Source organism: Streptomyces sp. NPDC059201 (assembly GCF_042754585.1).
Classification (GTDB): domain Bacteria; phylum Actinomycetota; class Actinomycetes; order Streptomycetales; family Streptomycetaceae; genus Streptomyces.
Genome location: NZ_JBHZBB010000016.1, coordinates 147528 through 167206 on the forward strand (window position 1 = coordinate 147528; position 19679 = coordinate 167206).

General features: G+C 71.3%; 14 protein-coding genes and 1 pseudogene. 8 read left to right on the top strand and 7 right to left on the bottom strand.

Going from position 1 to position 19679, the window contains the following annotated elements:
• Positions 1-13: 13 nt before the first annotated feature.
• Together ACFXMG_RS36305 and purB are read left to right on the top strand one after the other, a co-directional pair.
• Positions 14-796 carry an SGNH/GDSL hydrolase family protein gene (locus ACFXMG_RS36305; RefSeq protein WP_383819751.1) on the top strand — a complete coding sequence of 261 codons (783 nt, stop codon included), beginning with the start codon at positions 14-16 and terminating at the stop codon, positions 794-796.
• 112 nt (positions 797-908) lie between these two features.
• Entirely contained in the window at positions 909-2351 is a 1443-nt protein-coding gene (gene purB / locus ACFXMG_RS36310) for an adenylosuccinate lyase (RefSeq protein WP_383819754.1), read from the top strand.
• Between the two features lie 127 nt (positions 2352-2478).
• On the opposite strand, the gene ACFXMG_RS36315 is transcribed toward purB, so the two are convergent.
• A complete protein-coding gene (locus tag ACFXMG_RS36315; protein ID WP_383819757.1) occupies positions 2479-2916 on the bottom strand; it encodes a hypothetical protein in 438 nt (145 codons plus the stop codon).
• 199 nt (positions 2917-3115) lie between these two features.
• Here ACFXMG_RS36315 and ACFXMG_RS36320 point away from each other — a divergent pair, with 199 nt between their 5' ends.
• Positions 3116-4273: an ROK family transcriptional regulator gene (locus ACFXMG_RS36320; protein WP_383819760.1), complete on the top strand. Its 1158-nt coding sequence runs from the start codon at positions 3116-3118 to the stop codon at positions 4271-4273.
• Between the two features lie 121 nt (positions 4274-4394).
• Here ACFXMG_RS36320 and ACFXMG_RS36325 read toward each other — a convergent pair whose 3' ends face one another.
• Positions 4395-5132, bottom strand: a complete 738-nt coding sequence (locus tag ACFXMG_RS36325; protein ID WP_383819763.1) for a GntR family transcriptional regulator — start codon at positions 5130-5132, stop codon at positions 4395-4397.
• A 356-nt stretch (positions 5133-5488) separates the two neighbouring features.
• Here ACFXMG_RS36325 and ACFXMG_RS36330 point away from each other — a divergent pair, with 356 nt between their 5' ends.
• Positions 5489-6325, top strand: a complete 837-nt coding sequence (locus ACFXMG_RS36330) for an alpha/beta fold hydrolase (protein ID WP_383819766.1) — start codon at positions 5489-5491, stop codon at positions 6323-6325.
• Between the two features lie 54 nt (positions 6326-6379).
• Here the strand turns inward: ACFXMG_RS36330 and ACFXMG_RS36335 are convergent.
• Positions 6380-7288 (bottom strand): annotated as a pseudogene (locus tag ACFXMG_RS36335) (EamA family transporter); the annotation flags it as partial.
• A gap of 280 nt (positions 7289-7568) precedes the next feature.
• Here ACFXMG_RS36335 and ACFXMG_RS36340 point away from each other — a divergent pair.
• Positions 7569-8897 (top strand): cellulase family glycosylhydrolase, encoded by a 1329-nt coding sequence (locus ACFXMG_RS36340; RefSeq protein WP_383819768.1) that lies wholly within the window; start codon positions 7569-7571, stop codon positions 8895-8897.
• A 63-nt stretch (positions 8898-8960) separates the two neighbouring features.
• On the opposite strand, the gene ACFXMG_RS36345 is transcribed toward ACFXMG_RS36340, so the two are convergent.
• Positions 8961-10841, bottom strand: a complete 1881-nt coding sequence (locus tag ACFXMG_RS36345) for an ABC transporter ATP-binding protein (protein WP_383819771.1) — start codon at positions 10839-10841, stop codon at positions 8961-8963.
• A 391-nt stretch (positions 10842-11232) separates the two neighbouring features.
• Here ACFXMG_RS36345 and ACFXMG_RS36350 point away from each other — a divergent pair, with 391 nt between their 5' ends.
• Positions 11233-12249 (top strand): LacI family DNA-binding transcriptional regulator, encoded by a 1017-nt coding sequence (locus ACFXMG_RS36350; RefSeq protein WP_383819774.1) that lies wholly within the window; start codon positions 11233-11235, stop codon positions 12247-12249.
• Positions 12250-12312: 63 nt separating this feature from the next.
• Here the strand turns inward: ACFXMG_RS36350 and ACFXMG_RS36355 are convergent, their stop codons facing one another.
• From ACFXMG_RS36355 to ACFXMG_RS36365, 3 genes are all read right to left on the bottom strand, one after another.
• Positions 12313-13239 carry a carbohydrate ABC transporter permease gene (locus tag ACFXMG_RS36355; protein ID WP_383819777.1) on the bottom strand — a complete coding sequence of 309 codons (927 nt, stop codon included), beginning with the start codon at positions 13237-13239 and terminating at the stop codon, positions 12313-12315.
• The gene (locus ACFXMG_RS36360; RefSeq protein ID WP_383819780.1) at positions 13236-14339 is read right to left on the bottom strand and encodes a carbohydrate ABC transporter permease; all 1104 of its coding nucleotides are present in this window, start codon (positions 14337-14339) and stop codon (positions 13236-13238) included. Before ACFXMG_RS36360 ends, ACFXMG_RS36355 begins: the two co-directional genes overlap by 4 nt.
• Positions 14340-14419: 80 nt before the next feature.
• Positions 14420-15745, bottom strand: coding sequence for an ABC transporter substrate-binding protein (locus ACFXMG_RS36365; RefSeq protein WP_383819783.1), 1326 nt, complete (start codon positions 15743-15745; stop codon positions 14420-14422).
• A 277-nt stretch (positions 15746-16022) separates the two neighbouring features.
• On the opposite strand from ACFXMG_RS36365, the gene ACFXMG_RS36370 reads away from it, so the two are divergent.
• Both ACFXMG_RS36370 and ACFXMG_RS36375 read left to right on the top strand, forming a co-directional pair.
• Positions 16023-18452 (top strand): glycoside hydrolase family 2 protein, encoded by a 2430-nt coding sequence (locus ACFXMG_RS36370; protein ID WP_383819785.1) that lies wholly within the window; start codon positions 16023-16025, stop codon positions 18450-18452.
• Positions 18453-18571: 119 nt separating this feature from the next.
• Positions 18572-19612 carry a LacI family DNA-binding transcriptional regulator gene (locus tag ACFXMG_RS36375; protein WP_383819787.1) on the top strand — a complete coding sequence of 347 codons (1041 nt, stop codon included), beginning with the start codon at positions 18572-18574 and terminating at the stop codon, positions 19610-19612.
• Positions 19613-19679: the final 67 nt, after the last annotated feature.

A 19679-nucleotide genomic window follows, 5' to 3' on the forward strand; every position in this document is an offset into this window, starting at 1 on the left:
GATCGGCTCCGCCATGGAGATCAATGCCACGTACAACAGTCTTGTCGCCGTCGGGGACAGCTTCACCGAGGGTATGTCGGACCTGAGGCCCGACGGCTCCTACCGGGGGTGGGCGGACGTCCTCGCGAGCCGTCTCGCGGCGCGCGCGCCCGGCTTCCGGTACGCGAATCTCGCCGTGCGCGGGAAGCTCATCGGACAGATCGTCGAGGAGCAAGTCGCCCTGGCCGCAGGGATGAAGGCCGATGTGGTGACCCTGGTCGGCGGCCTCAACGACACCCTCCGCCCCAAGGTGGACATGGTCCGCGTGAAGGACCTCCTGACCGAGGCCGTGGAACAGCTCACACCTTCCTGCGGGCAGCTCGTCCTGATGCGGAGCCCCGGCCGGAACGGGCCGGTCATGGAGCGCTTCCGGCCCCGGATGGAGGAGCTCTTCGGCCACATCGAGGAGCTGGCCGCCCGGCACGGCGCCCTCGTCGTCGACCTGTACGGCGCGCCGGCCCTGGCCGACCCCCGCATGTGGGACGTGGACCGGCTGCACCTCACCGCCGAGGGCCACCGGCGGGTGGCCGAGGCCGTGTGGCAGGGACTGGGGCTCGCGCCCGAGCTCGACTGGCGGACCCCGCTGCCGGTCGCCGAAGCGCCCGGCTGGGTGACGCGGCGCGTCGCGGACGCCCGGTTCGCGCGGGAGCACCTCGGCCCGTGGATCGGCCGCCGGCTCACCGGCCGCTCGTCCGGCGACGGCCGCCCGCCGAAGCGGCCCGAGCTGCTGCCGTACGAGACGCGGTCCGAGGTCTGAGACGGACGCGGGCACCGGCCGCGGGCACCGGCCGCGTGAGCTGCGTCTCGTAGCAAGCTCCAGCCGGGACCACGGCGCTGGCCTGCAGAAATCACCAGTAAACTCTGGACACGTGACTGCTGCGACTGTGAAGCCCCGTATCCCCAACGTCCTGGCCGGCCGCTACGCCTCCGCGGAGCTCGCCGTCCTCTGGTCCCCCGAGCAGAAGGTGAAGCTGGAGCGCCAGCTGTGGCTCGCCGTGCTGCGTGCCCAGAAGGACCTCGGGATCGAGGTTCCGGACGCGGCGATCGCCGACTACGAGCGCGTCCTCGACCAGGTCGACCTCGGCTCCATCGCCGAGCGCGAGAAGGTCACCCGGCACGACGTGAAGGCCCGTATCGAGGAGTTCAACGCCCTCGCCGGTCATGAGCACGTGCACAAGGGCATGACCTCCCGTGACCTCACGGAGAACGTCGAGCAGCTCCAGATCCGCCTCTCCCTGGAGCTGGTGCGGGACCGCACGGTCGCCGTCCTGGCCCGCCTGGGCAAGCTGTCCGCCGAGTACGGCGAGCTGGTCATGGCTGGGCGCTCGCACAACGTCGCCGCGCAGGCCACCACGCTCGGCAAGCGCTTCGCGACGACCGCGGACGAGCTTCTCGTGGCGTACGGCCGCCTGGAGGAGCTGCTGGGCCGCTACCCGCTTCGCGGTATCAAGGGCCCGGTCGGCACCGCCCAGGACATGCTCGACCTGCTCGGCGGCGACGCCGGCAAGCTCGCCGAGCTGGAGCAGCGGATCGCCGGTCACCTCGGCTTCGCGCACGCCTTCACCTCGGTCGGCCAGGTCTACCCGCGGTCGCTCGACTACGACGTCGTCACCGCGCTGGTGCAGCTGGCCGCGGGCCCGTCGTCGATCGCCAAGACGATCCGCCTGATGGCCGGCCACGAGCTCGTCACCGAGGGCTTCAAGCCCGGCCAGGTCGGCTCCTCCGCGATGCCGCACAAGATGAACACCCGATCCTGCGAGCGCGTCAACGGCCTCATGGTCATCCTGCGCGGTTACGCGTCGATGACCGGCGAGCTGGCCGGCGACCAGTGGAACGAGGGCGACGTGTCCTGCTCCGTGGTCCGCCGCGTGGCGCTGCCGGACGCGTTCTTCGCGCTCGACGGCCTGCTGGAGACCTTCCTCACCGTGCTCGACGAGTTCGGCGCCTTCCCGGCCGTCGTCGCCCGCGAGCTCGACCGCTACCTGCCCTTCCTCGCCACCACCAAGGTCCTGATGGCCTCGGTCCGCGCCGGCGTCGGCCGCGAACTCGCCCACGAGGCGATCAAGGAGAACGCGGTGGCCTCGGCCCTCGCCATGCGCGAGCAGGGCGTCGAGCGCAACGAGCTGCTCGACAAGCTCGCCGCCGACGACCGCATCCCGCTGGACCGCGCGCAGCTCGACGAGCTGATGGCGGACAAGCTCTCCTTCACCGGCGCCGCCGCCGACCAGGTCGCCACCGTGGTGTCCCGGATCGAGGAGATCGCCAAGCAGCACCCTGAGGCCGCCGCCTACACCCCCGGCGCGATCCTCTGACCCGGAGCACCCCTCCCGCTCACGTGTGAGGAGCCGGAAGCCTCCCTCGACCGCGTCACCCCCGACGTGGCCGAGGGTGGCTTCGCCGTTCTCTCCCCCGGCAACGACCCGGGAGGGACCAACGCTCCTACGGCGGGTCCACGTCCGTGATGACGGCCAGGAGCTGGAACGGCAGCTCCTCGCCCCACCGCGAGACACCCAGGCCGATCCATCTGGCGTCCACACGCCACAGCATGAGGTCCGGGACGAGCACGCACAGACCGGACCACGGCTCCGGCAACTCCTCCCCCGTCATGCCCCGGTGCCGCAGGGACCAAAGGCTCATCCGGTCCGGTTCTCCCCAGCGCGCGGCGAGCAGCGCGGCCAGCCCGTCCCGCTCCGCTTCGTACTGCTCCTCGACCTCCTCGCGGCGGCCCCCGTCCGCCTCCCAGAACTCCTCGCTGGTGGCCAGCGCGGCGACATGGAAGCCGGGCCCGCTGCCGAGGAACCCGGATCGCTCCGGCCGCGCCGGGAACTCCCTCGACCGCAGGAGGTCAAGGCCCGACAGGAAGCGTGTCGTGGTCATGTGCCCAGTAAACCGCCCGCCACTGACAGTTGGCGCCGCGTCAGTCCGCCCCGACCCCCGACGGCCCCAGAGCTATCCCGGAGCGATCATGGAGCGGCCGCGGGTCTCGGCGCGGACACGGCCCGGGGGCGGCCCTCGCCGCTTCCGGAACCATTGAGTACCATCCGCCTGAGACGGGCACGAGCTGGGAGGACACACGGTGGGGCGGCTGACCGGCGGGGATCCGTCTCTGCTGCGGCGGATCAATTCCGCCGTGGTACTCCATGCTCTGCGGGGCTCCGACGCGCGCACGCTCACGGACCTGACCCGGATCACGGGCCTGTCCCGGCCGACCGTCGAGGGCGTCGTCGAAGGACTCATCGAGGGCGGTCTCGTCGTCGAGGCCGCGCCCGAGGAGGGCGAGGCCCGGCGCCAAGGCCGCCCGGCCCGCAGGTTCCGCTTCCGGGCCGAGGCCGGCCATCTGCTCGGCATCGAGATCGGTCCGCACCGCGTCGCCGCCCTCCTCTCCGGTCTTGACGGCCGGATCATCGGCGCCGGCGCGCGCGAGGTGTCGGAGACCGCGCCCGAGGACGAGCGTCTGGACAAGGTGCGTACGGTCGTCGCCGACGTCCTGCGCCGCGCGGGCGTGCCCCGGTCGAACCTGCGGGCGGTCGGCGTCGGCACTCCCGGCATCGTGGAGGCCGACGGCACCGTGCGGCTCGGCACCGCGCTGCCCGGCTGGACGGGCCTGGCCCTCGGCGAGCGGCTGCGCCGCTCCTTCCGCTGCCCGGTGATCGTGGAGAACGACGCGAACGCGGCGGCCGTCGCCGAGCACTGGAAGGGTGCCGCGACCGACTCCGACGACATCGTCTTCGTCCTCGCCGGGCTCAGCCCCGGCGCGGGCTCGATGATCGGCGGCCGTCTGCACCGCGGTTACGGCGGCGCGGCGGGCGAGATCGGCGCACTGCACCTGCTGGGCCGCGGGGTGACGCCGGAGCACCTGCTGTCGACGACCGACGAGCCGCTGCACCCCCTGGACGAGCAGGCAGTGGCGGAGGTCTTCGCGCTGGCGAAGAAGGGTGACGTACGCGCCGAGGCCGCCGTGGAGCGGTTCATCCAGCGCCTGGTGCACGACGTCGGCGCGCTCGTCCTCGCGCTCGATCCGGAACTCGTGGTGGTCGGCGGCTGGGCCGCCGGCCTGGACGGCGTGCTCCAGCCGCTCCGCGAGGAGCTGGCGCGCTTCTGCCTGCGCCCGCCGCGGGTGGTGCTCTCGCTGCTCGGCGAGGCCGCCGTCGGTACGGGCGCGCTGCGGCTCGCCCTCGACCACGTCGAGGAGCAACTGTTCGCGGTGGAGGGCAGCATGGCCGCCCGGCGCTAGATCCGGACAGAAGACGAGAAGACGAGAGACGAGAACGAGAAGACCCGGCCTCGGAAGGCTGGGTCTTCTCGCGTTCACCACTTGGGCACCTGCCCAAGAGGGCCGTGCGCGGTGGGCTGGGTCAGGAGGCCATCGCCAGGTCGACCGAGTCGCCGAAGGTGAGACGGCAGGTGTCGGCACGGTAGGTGGCGACGGAGACGGCCGCGGTACGCCCTCCGGAGAGGTAGCGGGTCGTCACGACCAGCACCGGCGCGCCCGGCAGCCGGTCCAGCTCCTTGGCGTCGTCCGCGCGCGCGGAACCCAGCTCCACGGAGCGGTCCTGGCCGTCGAGGGCTAGGTGCTGGAGCTCGCGCAGCACGGCGCGGGCGTCGGCGGGCCCGTCGGCGTCGACGGCGGTGAGACCGGCGGCCGAGGCGGCGGGCACGTACAGCAGTTCGGCGGCGACGGCCTGGCCCTGGCTGAGGCGCACCCGGCGCACGACGTGCACCTCTTCGCCGGCCGGGGTCTCCAGGAGGCGCGCGACCGCGGCGGGCGCGGCGCCGAGGACGGAGTCCTGCGCCTGCCAGGCGTCGTCGCCGACTCCGGGCCATGCCTGCTGCGTGGTCGAGACGTCGACGCCGACGCGCGGGGGCGCGACGGTGGTGCCGACACCGCGCCTGCGCTGGAGGCGTCCTTCCAGTTCGAGCTGCTCCAGAGCCTGGCGGAGCGTGGCTCTGGCGACGCCGAAGCGGGCCGCGAGCTCGCGCTCGTTGGGCAGGATCTCGCCGACCGCGAAGTCGGAGTCGAGAGCCTCACCGATCACCGTCTTGAGGTGCTGGTACTTCGGTTCCTGGACCGATTCCAGCTGCGTGGTCCCCACCCTGTCCTCCGCAATTCGCCGTGTCCCGCGGCGTTTCCGCGCCCTTGTTTATTAAAGGTTCCTGCACTAACTCTGCGACCATAAGGCGAGCCACCACCTTGGTCAAGACCAATCCTCCGCCGAACGTCCGGAAATGTGACCCTCTGACCTTGATCGTTCACAGGACGTTCGCACCCTCGTGAGGCGCGCGCAGCCCGAAGCCCCGCCTGCCGGTCCGGCGGGCGGGGCTTCGGGGGCGAGAGGGTGAGGGGTTGGCGATCCGGTGGCATCAACTTGCGCAGAGCCCTTGAACTCGTGGCTACCGGGCAGTAATTCTTGCTGACAGGACGTCTAAGAGGATGTACGAGGGAGCCTCCATGCCTACGCGGATCGTGTTCGACTTCGAGACCCCGCAGGGTCGCCGCACCACATCCCTGACGTACGAACGCCGCGGAACGGGCGAACCGCTGCTCCTGCTCCACGGCATCGGGCACCACTGGCAGGCGTGGGAGCCGGTCCTCGACGTCCTGGCGACCGAACGCGACGTCATCGCCGTCGACCTGCCCGGCTTCGGCACGTCCGACGGCCTCCCGCCCGGCTGCGCCTACGACCTGACGACCGTCGCGCCCGTCCTCACCGCCTTCTGCGCGGCCATCGGCGCCGAGCGACCGCACGTGGCGGGCAACTCGCTCGGCGGACTGCTCGCCCTCCAGCTCGGCCGCGAGAAGGCCGTCCGCTCGGTCACCGCCCTCTCCCCCGCCGGGTTCTGGTCCGAGAGCGAGCGCCGGTACGCCTTCGGCACCCTGCGCGCGATGCGCGGGGCGGCCCTGTCCCTGCCCGTCCCCCTCATCGAGCGACTGTCCCGGACCCCGGCGGGCCGCACCACGCTCACCAGCACCATCTACGCCCGGCCCGGCCGCCGCTCACCCGAGGCGGTCGTCGCCGAGACGCTCGCGCTGCGCGAGGCCACCGGCTTCCACGAGACGCTCGCCGCCGGCCGCACCGTCCTCTTCCGCGACGACATCCCGCACCTTCCGGTCACCGTCGCCTGGGGCACCCGGGACCGGCTGCTGCTGCGCCGCCAGGGCGTCCGCGCCAAGAAGGCCATCCCCGGCGCGCGCCTTGTGCGGCTGCCCGGCTGCGGCCACGTCCCCATGAACGACGACCCCGCGCTCGTCGCCCGCGTCATCCTCGACGGCAGCGCCACCGGCTGACCCGGCCGCCGCCGTCCTCCGGCCGGTCAGCAGTCCGGTGCCGAGCGCGGCCCCGGCTCCGACGAGCAGGCCGCCGACCGCCTGCGGCAGACCGAGCGTCGCCTGGCCGACCGCGGCCGCGCTGAGCGCGGCCGCCACGGGGATGGCGCCGGTGTAGAGAGTGGCGCGCTCCATGCCGATGCGCTGAACCGCCATGTAGAAGAGGACGAACCCGACGACGGTCGCGAGCACCGCCTGCCACAGCAACGCCCCCGCCTCCACGGTGTTGGGCATCCGCACAAACCCGGCTCCGTCCACGACGAGCCCGATCAGCGTGGCCTCCACGGCACCGACACCGCAGACCGCGACCGTGAGCAGGCGGGGTCCGAGGGGTCGCAGCACAGGCACCGCGAGCACGGTGAACCCGACCTCGCCCGCCAGCGCCGCCACCGACCAGCCGAGCCCCGCCAGATCGGTACGCCCCCAGCCCTGCACGGTCAGGGCACCCGCGGCGACGAGCAGAGCCCCGTACAACACCACCGGCGCGGGCCGCCTGCCTTCGAGCAGCGGCACGAGCACGGCCACCACGACCGGGGCGCAGCCGACGACGACGCCGGGGACGGCGGGTTCGGCCGTGCGCTCGGCGGCGAGGACGGCGAGATTGAAGCCGACCATGCCGACCGCGGCCAGGGCCGCGATCCGCACCCACGCGCCGGCGCCGAGCAGCCGGAGCGGGGCGAGTCCGCCGCGTCCGAGGAGAGGGAGCAGGAGCAGACAGGCCGCGCCGTAACGGAGGGCCTGCCCACCCGCGTACGGATAGTCGCCGAGCAGGCCGTTGGCGGTGAAGGAGGCGCCGACGAGGGCGTAGGCGAGGGTGACGAGCAGCACCCCGCGCAAGGCGTTCGCGTTCATGCTCCTGACGCTAGAAAACGGGGCGGCCCGCGTGGAGGTCCACTTCCATGGCGCTATCGGGGACCACTTCATGACGCCGTTTCAGTAGACGGGTGGTCGGTTCAGGGCGGAGGAAGGCTGGACCCACGCACAGGTTCAGCCTCCTTTTACTGAACCGATTCTGCTCGCTCATCTCACCGAAACTTACGCGGACTTGATGCTTGACACGGAACCGGTCAAGGGTGCCTCATGAGGGCAACCCCGACGCGCCACAGACCAGCGGCTCAGTCGTCCCGGCTCTGACAACGTTGTCCAACGTCGGAGTCCATGGCGCGGGTGGGGCTCCTTCCCCCTAGTCCTTACAAGGAGAGGCATGACCAGGTCATCGCGCGGCACGTGGCTCACAGCGGCGGGGAGCGCCGTCGCCGGCATCGCCGGGCTGCTACTGCCCGTGTTCGGTACCACCGGAGCCGCCCAGGCAGCCCCGGCGGCCCAGGCCGCCGCGAGCGGAATCCACGTCAGCAACGGCCGGATCTACGAGGCGAACGGCAGCGAGTTCGTCATGCGCGGGGTGAACCACGCGTACGCCTGGTACCCGGGCGAGACCGACGCCATCGCCGACATCGCCGCCAAGGGGGCGAACACCGTGCGCGTCGTCCTGTCCAGCGGCGACCGCTGGACGGAGACGAGCGCCACCCAGGTGTCGTCGATCATCGACGACTGCAAGACCAGCAAGGTCATCTGCGTCCTGGAGGTGCACGACACCACCGGTTACGGCGAGGACGGCGCCGCCGCCTCCCTCGACCAGGCCGCCGACTACTGGGTGGGCGTCAAGGGCGCCCTCCAGGGCCAGGAGGACTACGTCGTCGTCAACATCGGCAACGAGCCCTACGGCAACAGCGGTTACACCGCCTGGACCGGTGCCACCAAGAGCGCCATCGGGAAGCTCCGCAACGCCGGCATCGCCAACGCGCTGATGGTCGACGCCCCCAACTGGGGCCAGGACTGGTCGAACACCATGCGCTCCAACGCGGCCTCCGTCTTCACCTCGGACCCGCACCGCAACACCATCTTCTCCATCCACATGTACGGCGTGTACGACACGGCCGCCGAGGTCCAGGGCTACCTCAACCACTTCGTGAACAACGGGCTGCCCATCGTCGTCGGCGAGTTCGGCGACAACCACAGCGACGGCAACCCCGACGAGAACGCCATCATGGCCACCGCGCGCTCGCTCCGCGTCGGCTACCTCGGCTGGTCCTGGAGCGGCAACGGCAGCGGCGTCGAGTACCTCGACATGGTCAACGGCTTCGCCCCGAACTCGCTGACCGCCTGGGGCAACCGTTTCTTCAACGGCGCCGACGGCATCTCCACCACCTCCACCCGCGCCACGATCTACGGCGGCGGCAACGGCGGCGGTGGCGGTGACACCGGCGGAACGGCCCCGAACGGCTACCCGTACTGCGTGAACGGCGGCTCCTCCGACCCGGACGGCGACGGCTGGGGCTGGGAGAACAGCCGCTCCTGCGTCGTGCGCGGCAGCGCCGCCGACACCGGTTCCGGCGGCGGCGACACCGGTGGTACGGCGCCGAACGGCTACCCGTACTGTGCGGGCGGCAGCGGCTCCGACCCCGACGGCGACGGCTGGGGCTGGGAGAACCAGCGCTCCTGCGTCGTGCGCGGCAGCGCCGCCGACCGCTGAGCCACCCGGTGCCCTCCCGTCCTCGGCGACGGGAGGGCACCCTCGTACGTACGACAGGGTTTCTCAGGCCAGCTGGCTCGCCTGGAGGTGCGCGTAGGCCGAGCCTCGTTCGAGGAGTTCCCGGTGACTGCCGGACTCCACCACCCGCCCGCACTCCAGCACCACGATCCGGTCCGCCTGCCGGATCGTGGAGAGGCGGTGGGCCACGACGAAGACTGTCCGGCCGGCGACGAGACGGGCGAGCGCCTCCTGGACCTGCGCCTCGGAGCGGGCGTCCAGCGCCGACGTGGCCTCGTCGAGCACCAGGACGCGCGGGTCCCGGATGAGCGCCCGGGCTATCGCGAGCCGCTGGCGCTGGCCGCCCGAGAGTCGGGTGCCGCGCTCCCCCACGACCGTGTCGAGGCCGTCCGGGAGCGCGTCGACGAACTCTGCGGCGTTGGCGTCGCACAGGGCGCGCCGCAGCGTCCCCTCGTCGACGCGCTCCATGCCGTACGTGACGTTCTCCCGGATGCTCCCCTCGAAGAGGACGGACTCCTGGGGGACGACGGAGACGAATCTGCGGAAGCTCCGCAGGTCGAGCTCGGCCATGTCCCGCCCGTCGAGGAGCACCCGGCCGGCCGTGGGGCGGTGGAAGCCGAGCACCAGGTTGAGCAGGGTGGACTTCCCCGCGCCGGAGCCGCCGACGATCGCGAGCGTGGTGCCGACGGGCACGTCGAGGTCCACATCGCTCAGGGCGGGCTCGCCGGCGTCGCCGTGCGTGAGCCCCACGCCCTCGAACCGGAAGGCGCCGTCGACCGACTCCACCCGTCGCTTGCCGTCGTTGACCTCCAGGTCCGGCGCCTGGAGGACCTCCCCGACGGACTTGAGGGACTCCACGGCCTTGCCCACGACGGGCGCCAGCGCGAGCAGGCTCGTCACGGCACCGGTGAGCGTGGAGAAGTAGGCGCTGAGCATGACGACCTCGCCCGGCGTGACCGACGTCCACCCGTAGTAGGCGACGAGCGCCGCGCCCGCGAGGCAGGCCGTGCCGAGCCCGTTGAAGACGACCCAGGAGAGGGAGCCGAAGCGGGCGTTGAGCAGGTCGAGCCGTGTCCCCTCCCGCTGCACCCGGTCGAGCTCGCGCCCGACGCGTCCGAGCGCCGTGCGCTCCAGGGCGTGGGCGCGGGTGATGGGGATGAGGGTCGTCATGTCGCTGACGGAGGCGGACATGCGCTCCACCGAGCGCCGGTACGAGGTGTTCCCCTCGCCCAGCCGCGCGCGCAGGGCGCCGATGAGCAGCACGGCGACGGGGATGAGGACCAGGAAGACCGGCAGGAAGACCGGGGTCACGACGGCGATGACGGCGAGGCCGCCCGCGAGCGTCGCGACGGCGGTGAGGCCGTTGTCCGCGGTCTGCTGGAGTCCGGTCTCCAGCGTCTCGACATCCCGGACGACCTTGGCGTGCAGCACCGATGAACTGGTGCGGCTGTGGAAGCCGATGGAGAGCTGCTGCATCCGCGTGACGAGCGCGGACCGCAGGTCGCGGCCGAGCCGGCGGACCGCCCCGTGCATCCAGCGGACGTACAGCAGGTGCAGGGGCGGGTTCAGGAGGAGGACCGTGAGCATCACGGCGCAGTTCCACCACAGTTCGGCGATCGGCCGGTGCTCGACGACGACGTCGATCACGTTCGCCGTCACCGGCGGGAGCAGCCAGACGGGCGCGTGCTTGGCGAAGAAGACGGCGACGGCTCCGGCGAGCCGTGCGCGGTCGGGCCGGAAGAGGTAGTGGACGGTACGGATCGGATGCTCGCCGCGGTAGCGGTGGTCCAGCGGGCTGTAGTTCAGCGGGGTGGGGGGCGGGGGCGTGGGGTGCGGGGGCGTGGGGTGCGGGGGCGTGGGGTGCGGGGGCGTGGGGTGCGGCGGGCTAGGGTGCGGCGGGCTAGGGTGCGGCGGGCTAGGGTTCATGGCTCCTGCGGGTTCCTTCGTCGGGGCCGGCCGCGGGTCTCGCCGCGGTACGTGTCCGGTGGCGTCGTCACTGGGGCCAGGGCGAAGGTCCGCCGCGTGCGAGGGCAGCCCGGTTCCGCGGCCGTCGGGCGGCCGGGAGCTCCCTGGGGCGAGCACGGCGGCGTGCTCCCGTAGAAGCATGCGCCGCGCGGGCCCGCCGATTCCACCGCTGACGGAACCGCTCCGAAGTTTTGCGAAACCCTGGCTGAACCAGGAGGCGGGCATGGAGGAATGCACAGTGGCGTACGCGGATGGTCGCGCGGACGCGTGCCCGCCCCTCGTACGGTCTGGCGGTAAGGTCGGGCGTCTAGGGATTCAGGATGGAGCTGGGGTGGCAGTGAAGCGGCCGACGATGGCTGACATCGCACGCCGGGCGGGCGTGTCGAAGGTGGCGGTCTCGTACGCGCTCAACGGCCAGCCCGGGGTGTCGGAAGCCACGCGCGCCGCGATCAAGAGCATCGCGGAGGAACTGGGCTGGCGGCCCAACAGCGCCGCCCGCGCCCTGACCGGCGGGCGGGCGCAGGCGGTCGGCCTGGTCGTGCGGCGGCCTGCCCGGACGCTCGGGGTGGAGCCGTTCTTCATGGAGTTCATCAGCGGTGTCGAGGCGGTGCTCGCCGAGCGCTCGTACGCGCTGATGCTCCAGATGGTCGCGGACCAGGACCGGGAGATCGAGGTCTGCCGGCGCTGGTGGGGCGAGCGGCGGGTCGACGGCGTCTTCCTCATGGATCTGCACTCCGAGGACGAACGGGTCGCCGCCGTCCGCGACATCGACCTGCCCGCGGTCGCCATCGGCCCGCCGGACGTGGCCGGCGGGCTGCCGGCCGTCTGGTCGGACGACGGCGGGAGCGTGCACGAGATCATCCGGTACCTGGCGACGCTCGGACACCGGCGCATCGCGCGCGTGGCGGGCCCCGCCGCGCTCGCGCACACGGCGGTCCGCGACGTGGCGCTCGCGGAGGCGTGCCAGGAGGCCGGGATCCCCGAGGCCACCGTCGTCCACACCGACTACACCGGCGAGGAGGGCGCGCGCGCCGCGCGAGCCCTGCTGATCGCCCCCCGGCGGCCGACGGCCATCATGTTCGACAACGACATCATGGCCGTGGCCGCGATGTCGGTGGCACAGGAACTGGGACTGTCCATCCCCGCCGACCTGTCGGTCGTCGCCTGGGACGAGTCGCCGCTGACCCAGGTGGTACGGCCCATGCTGTCGGCCGTCACCCGTGACATCCCCGCGTACGGCGCCCGCTCCGCCACCGCCCTGCTGGCGCTGATCGACGGCGAGGAGGTCGCCGACATCCGCGAGGGGTACGCCCACTTCGTCCCCCGCGGCAGCACCTCTCCCCCGCCGCCGGAGCCGGCCCCGCGCTGACACCTGTGCACCTGCCCAATGGACGGCTCGTACGCCTGTCTCTGTGGTGGCTGGTGTGCCTGCCTACTTGGTGGCTCCCTGGGCGAAGCCGTTGTAGATCCACCGCTGGAGCAGCAGGAAGACGATCAGCGTCGGGACGATGACGAGGATCGCGCCGGCCGAGATGGCCTCCCAGTGCGCTCCGAAGGGGCCCTTGAAGCGGAAGAGGGCGGTGGAGATGGTCCCCAGTTCCTCGGAGTGCATGTAGAGGAAGGGGATGTAGAAGTCGTTGTAGGTGGTGATCCCCTTGATGATGACGACGGTGGCGATCGCCGGCTTCAGCAGCGGGAAGATGATCTTCCGGTAGATCGTGAAGGCGTTGGCGCCGTCGAGGCGGGCTGCCTCGTCGAGCGAGACGGGGATGCCCCGGATGAACTGCAGGAAGATGTAGACGGAGACGATGTCGGTGCCCATGTAGAGCAGGATCGGGGCCCATCGGGTGTCGATGAGGCCGAAGCCGTTGATCACCTGGAAGGTCGCGACCTGGGTGGTGACGCTGGGCACGAGGGTGGCGACGAGGAAGCCCGCCATGACGAGCTTCTTGCCGCGGAAGTCGAAGCGGTCGACGGCGTAGGCCGTCATCGAGCCGATGATCACCGTCCCGCCGATGGAGAAGAGCAGGATGAAGGCGGTGTTCCCGAACGCCATGAGCATCTTGCCGTCGTTGAACGCCGTCACGTAGTTCTCGAAGTTGAACCAGTTCCCCGGCAGCGACAGCGCGCTGCCGTCGCCGACCTCCTCCGAGGTCTTGAGCGAGGTGAGGAAGACGACCGCGAGCGGGATCAGGACGACGGCGGACGCCACGAGGAGCGACAGATAGGTCAGCACACCGCCGACGGGGAGCCGGCGGCGGGAGGAGCCGCGGACCCGACGGGCGGGGGCGGCGGTGAGGTCGGAGGAGTTGAGGTCCGGGGACGCGAGGTCGGGAGACGTAACGTCGGGGGAGGTCATACGAGGTCCACCTTGTCGTCGGGCACGAGCCGGCGCTGGATCCAGGTGATCAGCAGGATGATCAGGAGCAGCACCACGGCCGCGGCCGAGGCCAGGCCGGTCTTGTTGAACTGGAAGGCGAGCTTGATCGTCTGGATGACGAAGGTCTGGGTGCCGGTCGCGCCGCCGGTCATGATGTAGGGGATCTCGAAGACCGACAGCGAGCCGGAGATCGCCAGGATCGCGCTGAGGCTGATGACGGGCTTGATGCTCGGGGCGATGATGTGCCGGAACTGCTTCCACTTCCCGGCACCGTCCAGCTCGGCCGCCTCGTACAGCTCGCCGGGGATGGACTGGATCGCGCCGAGGAAGAGGACGAAGTTCAGTCCGGTGAAACGCCAGACCGAGACGCCCGCGAGGGAGACGTTGGCGGAGGTCGGATCGCCCAGCCAGGGGTGGTCGGTGGTCACGCCGAGCCAGTCGAGGACCGAGTCGAGCGTGCCGCCGTCCTGGAAGAAGTACAGGAAGACGAAGCCGATCGCGACACCGTTGATCAGGTAGGGGAAGAAGAGGATCCCCTTGAAGAAGTTCCGGAACCGCAGGTTGAAGCTGAGGATCACCGCGAAGTACAGCGCGACGACGATCTGGACCACGGACGCCGCGAGGTAGTAGCCACTGACGAAGAAGACCCGGAAGAGCTCGGGGCGGGTGAAGATCTGGACGTAGTTGTCGAACCCCACGTTCTCCCGGTCCGGGCTCACCCCGTCCCAGTCGGTGAAGCTGTACGAGATCATGCTCGCGACCGGGACGTACGTGAACGTGATCAGCAGCGCGAGCGGCGCCGCCAGGAAGAGCCAGGGCGTGATCCGCCGCAGCGGCGAGTCGCGCCAGGACCGGGTCCGCGGGGTGGCGGGGGCGCGACGGCGGCGAGCCGGACGACGGGTCGCGCGGCGGCCGGGCGGGCGGGGGTCAGCCTCGTGGGAAGGGTCCCCCGGGCGGGAAGGGCTCGCCCGGTGGGCCCCGGCCGCGCGGGGGCCACGGCTTCCCGCGTCTGTCTCGTCCTTGCTGGATCGCCCTGCCATGGCGGCGCCCTCTGGTGCGGTGTCGGTTGTCTCGGTCATGTCGGCCTTTCGTGTCCGCGCCTGCGGAAGGTCCAGGGGCCCCGGCCGGTGTCGTACGGCCGGGGCCCACTCCGCCGGTATCAGCTACCGGCGGTCTTCGCCGCCTCGTCCCACCTCTTGTTCAGGTCGGCGAAGAAGTCCTCGAGGCTGCCCTTCGCGGCGCCACGAGCCGTGTCGATCAGCTTCTGGCGGTAGTCCTGCTTGTTGAGGCCGATCTCGGACGCCTCGTCGATGTCGTTCACGGCCGCGGTCTTCGCCTCGGATCGGTCGAAGAATCTGACATCGTTGTCAACGAAGTCCTTGAGCGTGGCGGGCATGGGAGCGGACTTGACCGCGGAGACCACGCCCTCCTTCTCGGCGAAGCCGGACTTCTCGGTGAACCAGTCGACCCAGGCGCGCGCGGCCGGCTTGTTGTGGGAGTGGACGCTCACGGCCTGCTGGTAGTCGGAGACCAGCGCGGCGCAGTGCTTGCCGTCCTTCTGGACGGGGAAGGGCATGAAGCCGATGTCCTCCGCCGAGCCGCCGGCCTTCTTCGCCGCGTCCTGCATCTGCGTGATCGACCAGGAACCCAGCATCATCGTGGCGATCTTGCCTTCGCCGAGGAGCGCCTTGGACGTCTCCCAGTTCGTGGTCGTCGGGTCCTTCTCCGACAGCCCCTGCTTGACGATGTCGTGGAGCAGGCCGTCGATGGTGTTCAGCTCGCTCCCCGCCTTCCAGGGCGAGACGGGCCCGGCGAGGGCGTTGCTCGCCTGGGCGTCGCAGCCGACGACGCCGACGTTGTTGGTCCACTGGACCAGCGGCCAGCCGTCCTTGAAGTTGGTGTAATAAGGGGTGACGCCCGTCTTGTCCTTGACGGCCTTCAGGCCGGCCAGGAACTCGTCCGGGGTCTTCGGCCAGGCGGTGACGCCCGCCCGCTGCCACAGCTTCTTGTTGTAGACGAAGCCGTTGGCGGTGCCGAACTGGGCGATGCCGTAGACCTTGCCGTCCACCTCGGTCTTGTCCGAGAAGCGGTACTTCGAGAGCTCCGCGGTCGTCCCGAGGGGGGCGAAGAACTTCGGGTAGTCGTTCTTGGCGACCGCGCCGGGGATGAAGAGCACGTCACCGTACTCGTTGGTGTTCATGCGGATCTTCACCTCCCCCTCGTAGTCGGTGATGCCGTCGAACCTGACCTTCACCTTCGGGTAGACCTTGTTGAACTCGGCCGCGTACTTCTGCAGGGCCCCGCTCTGCACCAGGTCGGTCCGCTGGGTCAGGACCTTGATCTCGCCGGAGACCTCCTTCGGATCCGACGGAGGAGCGGCCACCTCGCCGGTGGCAGCGCCGCCTCCGCCACCGCACGCCGACAGCGCGAGCATCACGGCGGCCAGCACAGCGCCCGAGAGCGCGGTCGTCTTCTTGTTCCCCATGGCCCAACTCCTTCAAAGTCACGGCTCAGGTCATCGGTGGGATGACGGCACTATGTCAGCCAGTCGTGAACCGGTAAAGTGCTGATTTCCAGCGTGATGCCCAATCGTTACCCGGACGAGTCGCCCACCCAGGCCGAACAAAGCCCGATGACGGGCTTCCGAGCAGTACGCACACCCTCTGCTTCACCGGTTCATGGACAGTTAAGTGACCGTACGGCTAACTTGTCGGCCCGTACACGCATCCCGCCCCACTGCCAGGCGATTGGAGCCGCACACCATGAAGGACGTCACCCAGCTGCACGAGGGGTGGAGCCTGCGCCACGAGGGCGCAACGCTCCCCGCCCAGGTGCCCGGTTGTGTCCACTCCGACCTGCTCGCCGCCGGGGTGATACCGGACCCCTTCCTCGGCCTGAACGAGACCGAAGTCGCCTGGGTCGGCCGCCGGGCGTGGTCGTACGTCACGGATCTCGCCGCCCACGCGGGCGGGCACGAGCGCTCCGAGCTGGTCTTCAAGGGCCTGGACACCGCCGCCGAGGTCCTGCTCGCCGGCACCTCGCTCGGCTCGACACGGAACATGCACCGCGTCCACCGCTTCGACGTCTCGGGGCGGAGCGGCCCGCTGGAGGTGCGCTTCGACTCGGCGTACGACGAGGCCGAGCGGGTCCGCGCCCTCACCGGCGACCGGCCGAACGTCTACCCCGAACCCTTCCAGTACATCCGCAAGATGGCCTGCTCCTTCGGCTGGGACTGGGGCCCCACCGTGGTCACCGCCGGCATGTGGCGGCCGGTACGGATCGAGCACTGGTCGACCGCGCGGCTCGCCGAGGTCCGCCCGCTGGTCACCGTCGACGGCACGACCGGCCACGTCGAGCTGCGGGTCGGGAGCGTGCGTACCGAGAGCGGGACGGGGCGGCGGCTCACGCTGCGCGCCGCCGTCGCCGGCACGGTCGCCGAGACCTCCTTCGAGGGCGACGAGACGGTGCTCAGCCTGGAGGTGCCGGAGCCGGAGCTGTGGTGGCCGCGGGGGTACGGTTCCCAGCCGCTGTACGGGCTCGACGTCACGCTCCTCGACGAGGACGGGACCCCGCTCGACACCTGGTCGCGGCGGATCGGCTTCCGTACGGTGACCGTCGACCGCTCCCCCGACGAACACGGCACCGGCTTCACCTTCGTCGTCAACGGCGTACGGATCTTCGCGCGCGGGGTCAACTGGATCCCGGACGACGTGCTCCCGTCCCGGGTGACGCCCGAGCGCTACCGCACCCGGCTCACCCAGGCCGCCGACGCCAACATCGACCTCGTCCGCATCTGGGGCGGCGGCATCTACGAGGACGACGCCTTCTACGACGTCTGCGACGAGCTGGGCCTCATGGTCTGGCAGGACTTCCTCTTCGCATGCGCCGCCTACCCCGAGGAACAGCCGCTGCGCGGAGAAGTGGAGGCGGAGGCGCGTGACAACGTTGTCCGACTGATGCCGCACGCCAGCCTCGTCCTCTGGAACGGCAACAACGAGAACCTCTGGGGCTTCCGCGACTGGGACTGGGAGCAGCCGCTCGCCGGGGACTCCTGGGGCGAGGGCTACTACCTCGGCGTCCTGCCCCGGATCGTCGCCGAGCTCGACCCGACCCGCCCGTACACGGCCGGCAGCCCCTGGTCCGGCTCCTGGGACCACCATCCCAACGACCCCCGGCACGGCACCCACCACTCGTGGGAGGTGTGGAACCGGCAGGACTACGCCGAGTACCGCGCCGATGTCCCCCGCTTCTGCGCCGAGTTCGGCTGGCAGGCCCCGCCCGCGCTCGCGACCCTCCGCCGCGCCCTGCCCGGCGAGACGCTCGCGCCCGACTCCCCCGGCATGCTGCACCACCAGAAGGCCGAGGACGGCAACGGCAAGCTGAACCGCGGGATCGAGCGCCACTTCGGGCTGCCGGAGGGTGACTTGGGAGACCTCGGACAGTCGGAGAGGGGCTTCGACCGGTGGCACTACCTCGCGCAGGTCGTGCAGGCGCGGGCCGTCGCGGCCGGCATCGAGCACTGGCGCTCGCACTGGCCGGTGTGCGCGGGCTCGGTCGTCTGGCAGCTCAACGACTGCTGGCCGGTCAGCTCCTGGGCCGCGATCGACGGCGACGGGCACCTCAAGCCGCTCTACCACGAGCTGCGCCGCGTCTACGCCGACCGCCTGCTCAGCCTCGTACCCACCGAGGGCGGCCCGGTCCTCGCCCTCGACAACCAGTCCGGCACCACCTGGCGCACCACCGTCACCCTGCGCCGCCTCGACGCCGACGGCACCGTTCTGAAGGAGACCGCGCTCGACCTGGAGGCCGCGGCACGCACCGTCGTACGGCTGGTCGTGCCCACCTCGCTGCTGCCCGATCCCGGCACGGCGAAGGAGCTCCTGGTGGCCGACGCGGACGGCCTGCGGGCGGTGCACCTCCCGGTGTACGACAAGGAGTTCGACTATCCAAAACCTCGTTACGACGTACGCGTCGAGCCTGCCGGGGACGACTCCGCGGTCGTGGTGGTCACCGCCCGGACGCTCGTACGCGACCTCCTCCTCCAGGCCGACCGGCTGGCCCCGGCGGCGAGCGCCGACCGCGGACTGACCACGCTGCTGCCCGGCGAGGAGGTCCGTATCGGGGTGCGCGGCTGGACGGACGCCGACCCGGAGGCCGTACGGGCGGCCCTGTTCAGCGTGGGAGCGGCGTGAGCGCCCCAACTCCTCGCGTACCGACCCCCGGCGCCCCGACCCCTCACGTACCACTCCCCGGCGGGCTACTCCCCGGCGCGCCGGCCTCCGGCCCCACACCCGGCGTCCCGGGTTCCCGTGTGCCCACCTCTGGTGTCCCCGGCCGGCGCGTCACGATCAATGACGTCGCCGCGCTGGCCGGGGTGTCGAAAGGCGCCGTCTCGATCGCCTTCAACAACCGCCCCGGGGTGTCCCCGACGACCCGGGAACGCATCTTCGAGGCGGCGCGGGAGCTGGGCTGGAGCCCGCACCAGACCGCGCGGAACCTCTCCGGCAGGCGGGCGGGCATCGTGGGTCTGGCGATCTGCCGGCCGGCCCGGCTGCTCGGGCTCGAACCCTTCTACATGGAGTTCATCTCGGGCATCGAGGACGTCCTCGCCGAACGTTCCTGCTCCCTTCTCCTCCGGCTCGTCCGCGACCTGGACGAGGAGGCCGCCCTCTACCAGGAGTGGTGGCGCAGCCGGACGGTCGGCGGGGCGATCCTGGTCGACTTCCACCAGGACGATCCGCGGATCCCACCGCTGCGTGCGCTCGGCATGCCCGTGGTGGCCGTCGGGCACCCGTCACTGACCGGCGGGTTCCCGTCCGTCTGGACGGACGACGCCTCGGCGGCCGCCGAGGCCGTCCGCTACCTGGCGGCGCTCGGCCACCGGCGGATCGCGAGGGTCGGCGGCCCGGCCGGCCTCGGCCACAGCGGCATCCGCGCCACCGCGTTCGAGGCCACCATGGCCGAACTCGGCCTCGACGGCGGGCGGCAGGTCGCCACCGCCTTCGTGGGCGAGGAGGGGGCGCGGGCCACCCGCAGCCTCCTGATGTCCCCGGACCGGCCGACGGCCATCGTGTACGACAACGACATCATGGCCGTCGCCGGGGCGGCCGTCGCCGCCGAGATGGGTCTCTCGGTCCCCGACGACGTGTCCCTGCTGGCCTGGGACGACTCGCAGCTGTGCCGCCTCACCCATCCGCCGCTGTCGGCGATGAGCCATGACGTGCACCAGTTCGGCGAGGAGGTCGCGCGGGCGTTGTTCGGGGTGATCGAGGGGACTCACAGGGGCGCTTTCCAGGTGCCGACCCCGTCCTTGACGCCGCGAGGGTCGACGGGGCCGCCGCGGCGGACGTAGGCGGACGTAGGCGGACGTAGGCGGACGTAGGCGGACGGCGTCGAGGGGCGGTCTCCTTGAAGGAGAC